The following is a 2,566-nucleotide window of genomic DNA, read 5'->3' as shown; positions in this document are numbered from 1 at the left end:
AGCGGTCATGATTCATAATGCACCTCGGCTAACTCATTGAAAGTCAAAGGCGTGCTGCGTGGCATTTTGTGTTAGCGGAGGCTTCCGACGCTTTCCCTTGGCGAAACCTGCCAAGTCCTCGGCCCTGATCACCCAAGGCGCGCCCGCGCAAGCTTGTCGGCCCTTGATGTCGCCGCGGCGAAGCATACGCAACGCCGTCATGTTGCAGACGCCGATGAGTTTTGCTCCCGCTTCGAGCGTAATCTCGCCGCGCTCTGCCCACTCGCCGTCGCGGAAGACGGCGATGTCGTGGTGATTGCGGAAGCCGCGCACGCGCTCTTGCGTCCAGGCATTGCCGTGCCCGGTCTCGCCGCCAGTGCGATTGAGCAGGCGCGCGATCTGTCGATCAGGCATCAGCCGCGCCAGCTCACGCACGAGTGCGATAGTGTCGTCGGGGATGCGTGGATTGTGCCGGCCGGCCGCATTCAGTCGCTGTTTGACTTGCAGTTGGGTATGGTCGCCGCCTTGCCAGTGCAGGACCGCATGGATGATTGCGCCGTCCTTGCGCACGACGATCTCCGTGAGTGCCGCGCGAAGGATACGCTTGCGCGTTGCGGCGGTGGCAGCGGGATGCAACCAGGCGCGCTCCAGATCAGCACCGAGCGCCACCAATTGCCGGCGCTCCGGATCTCCGAGCGGCGGCGGACGGCGCGCAATCAGGGCGGCGATCTCCCCTTCAAAGCTTTGCGACAGCCTGCAATGCCTCGTTCCAGCGGCGCTCCAGCTCGCTGGCGACCAGCCGGTTTGCCGGGTCGACGGCGTCGTACTGTCGGCGCGCGTGCGCGGCTTCGTACCGCGCCTGCTGCAGCGACAGCTCCAGCTGGCGCTCGGCCGCGGTCGTCGTGCTCGATTGCGCCTCGATCGCTCTGAGTGCTGCCTCGATGCCGAGCGGCTTCAGAACGCGCAGGACCTCGTTGCTAATCGCCGTATCGATGCTCAAGCCGCTGATCGAAATGCAGCGCGCGGCACCGTGGTTCGTACGCGCACCGTAGCAATTGTAGCGGCCGATCTTGCCGCTGTAGTGCACATGGAGCTTGCGGCCGCAGTGGCCGCAGCGCAGCAGTCCGGGCAGCAGCAGCTCGCCTTTACGAGCTGCTCCGCGAGCGAGTGCGCTGCTCATGCCGGTCGCATTGTTGGCGATTACCTCGAGGTTGCGCTCGAACTCGTCCCAGGTGATATAGGCCGTGTGATGATCCTTGATCAAGACATCCCATTCGGCCATGGGCTTTTGCACACCACGCCGGACATGCTTGCGCCCACCTTTGACACTCACACGGCTCGTCGTGCGCCCGAACGCGTAGGCACCTGCATAGATCGGATTGGTCAGGATGTTGTGCACGATGTTGTAGGCCGGCAGTCGCCACACGACGCCGTGCGCCTCGCCTTGGCGCGACTTGACCGGCAGCTCGATGCGCTCCTCTCTCAGCCAGATGTGCACCTGTCTTGCACTTTGCAGCTCGGCGAACTTGGTGAAAACCAGCTGCAGTGCGTCCTGCACGCGTTTGTCAGGATTCTTCTCTATGCGATCGCGACCGATCTTCACATAGCCGGCGGCGACACCAAGGACCAGCGCGCCGCGGCGCGCCTTCTGCTTCAGCGCTTCCTGCGAGCGCTGGCGGAACATCGAGAGTTCAAGCTCGCTCATCGTGCCCTTCATGCCAAGCAGCAGCCGATCGTTGGGATGGCGAGGATCGTAGATTCCGTCCTCGTCGACGATGAGCGTGCCGACCAATCCACAGAACTCAATCAGCGTATGCCAGTCGCGGCCATTACGGGCAAGACGCGACGCCTCGATCGCGAGCACAGCGCCGACACGGCCGTCGCAGATCGTTGCAAGCAGCCGCTCGAAGCCGGGACGCGCGATGCCGCCGCCGGACCGGCCGAGGTCGTCGTCGATGACTTCGACGTTGCTCCAGCCAAGCTGCTTGGCGCGATCGACGAGGCCGTATTGGCGCCGTCGGCTCTCATGATTATGCGCGAGCTGGTCTGCTGTCGATTGCCGGATGTAGACGCAGGCGTTGCGGGCGAGATGCTCAGTCGTGATCTTGGTCATCGCCTCTCCCCCCGCTTGCCGCCTTTGCCAGCGCCGCCGCGATCTCGCGCAGCAGCACCTCGATGACCATCGCGAGCTCGTTCCTTTGAACTGCACGCAGTTCGACGCACGGTCGCACGGCCTCGAACAGGCTTGGCTGGAGATTCTCGGATCGGTGCGTCATTCTCTGGTCGCTCCGTTTTTGATTCGGACGCCAGAAAGCCTAGAAGCGCATCGACCTCGTTGCGTAGGGAGCAAAGAACATTCAGGGGAAAATGCGGCTCAACGCCGATCTCGAATCGGGACGCAGCCTCATCAGTCATCCACGCCGGAAGGCAGGCAAAGGTGCCGTCAAGTTGGTGCACAACGAGAAACGCGACGCCGCCTCGCTCAAGCCGCCGCCTAACGCCTACCGTCTCGCCGAAGCGAGGATGAAATCGGTAGGTGATGCGTGCTTCAGCCTGTTGTTCGCGGGCAGTATGTCGCCGTTCCGAG

3 protein-coding genes and 1 pseudogene are annotated in these 2,566 nt (G+C 63.3%); all 4 read right to left on the bottom strand.

All coding sequences use genetic code 11. The features are described from left to right. Positions 1-33: 33 nt before the first annotated feature. Positions 34-651, bottom strand: coding sequence for a hypothetical protein (locus tag FXB38_RS44520; RefSeq protein WP_246230647.1), 618 nt, complete (start codon positions 649-651; stop codon positions 34-36). Between the two features lie 64 nt (positions 652-715). Continuing rightward, positions 716-2,092, bottom strand: coding sequence for a recombinase family protein (locus FXB38_RS42270; RefSeq protein ID WP_246230646.1), 1,377 nt, complete (start codon positions 2,090-2,092; stop codon positions 716-718). Then, positions 2,073-2,255, bottom strand: a complete 183-nt coding sequence (locus FXB38_RS42265; protein ID WP_148756743.1) for a hypothetical protein — start codon at positions 2,253-2,255, stop codon at positions 2,073-2,075. Before FXB38_RS42265 ends, FXB38_RS42270 begins: the two co-directional genes overlap by 20 nt. Positions 2,256-2,364: 109 nt before the next feature. Further along, positions 2,365-2,520: pseudogene (locus tag FXB38_RS45350) on the bottom strand (DUF5372 family protein); the annotation flags it as partial. Positions 2,521-2,566: the final 46 nt, after the last annotated feature.

It is taken from the genome of Bradyrhizobium cytisi, assembly GCF_008123515.1.
Lineage (GTDB): Bacteria > Pseudomonadota > Alphaproteobacteria > Rhizobiales > Xanthobacteraceae > Bradyrhizobium > Bradyrhizobium cytisi.
The sequence above is the reverse complement of the archived record's forward strand: the minus strand, read 5'-3'. Positions and strand labels throughout refer to the sequence as shown.

Bases quoted from the DNA above. Each gene is read 5' to 3' on its own strand.
- FXB38_RS42270 (WP_246230646.1), bottom strand. From the start codon at position 2,092: ATGACCAAGATCACGACTGAGCATCTCGCCCGCAACGCCTGCGTCTAC.
- FXB38_RS42265 (WP_148756743.1), bottom strand. From the start codon at position 2,255: ATGACGCACCGATCCGAGAATCTCCAGCCAAGCCTGTTCGAGGCCGTG.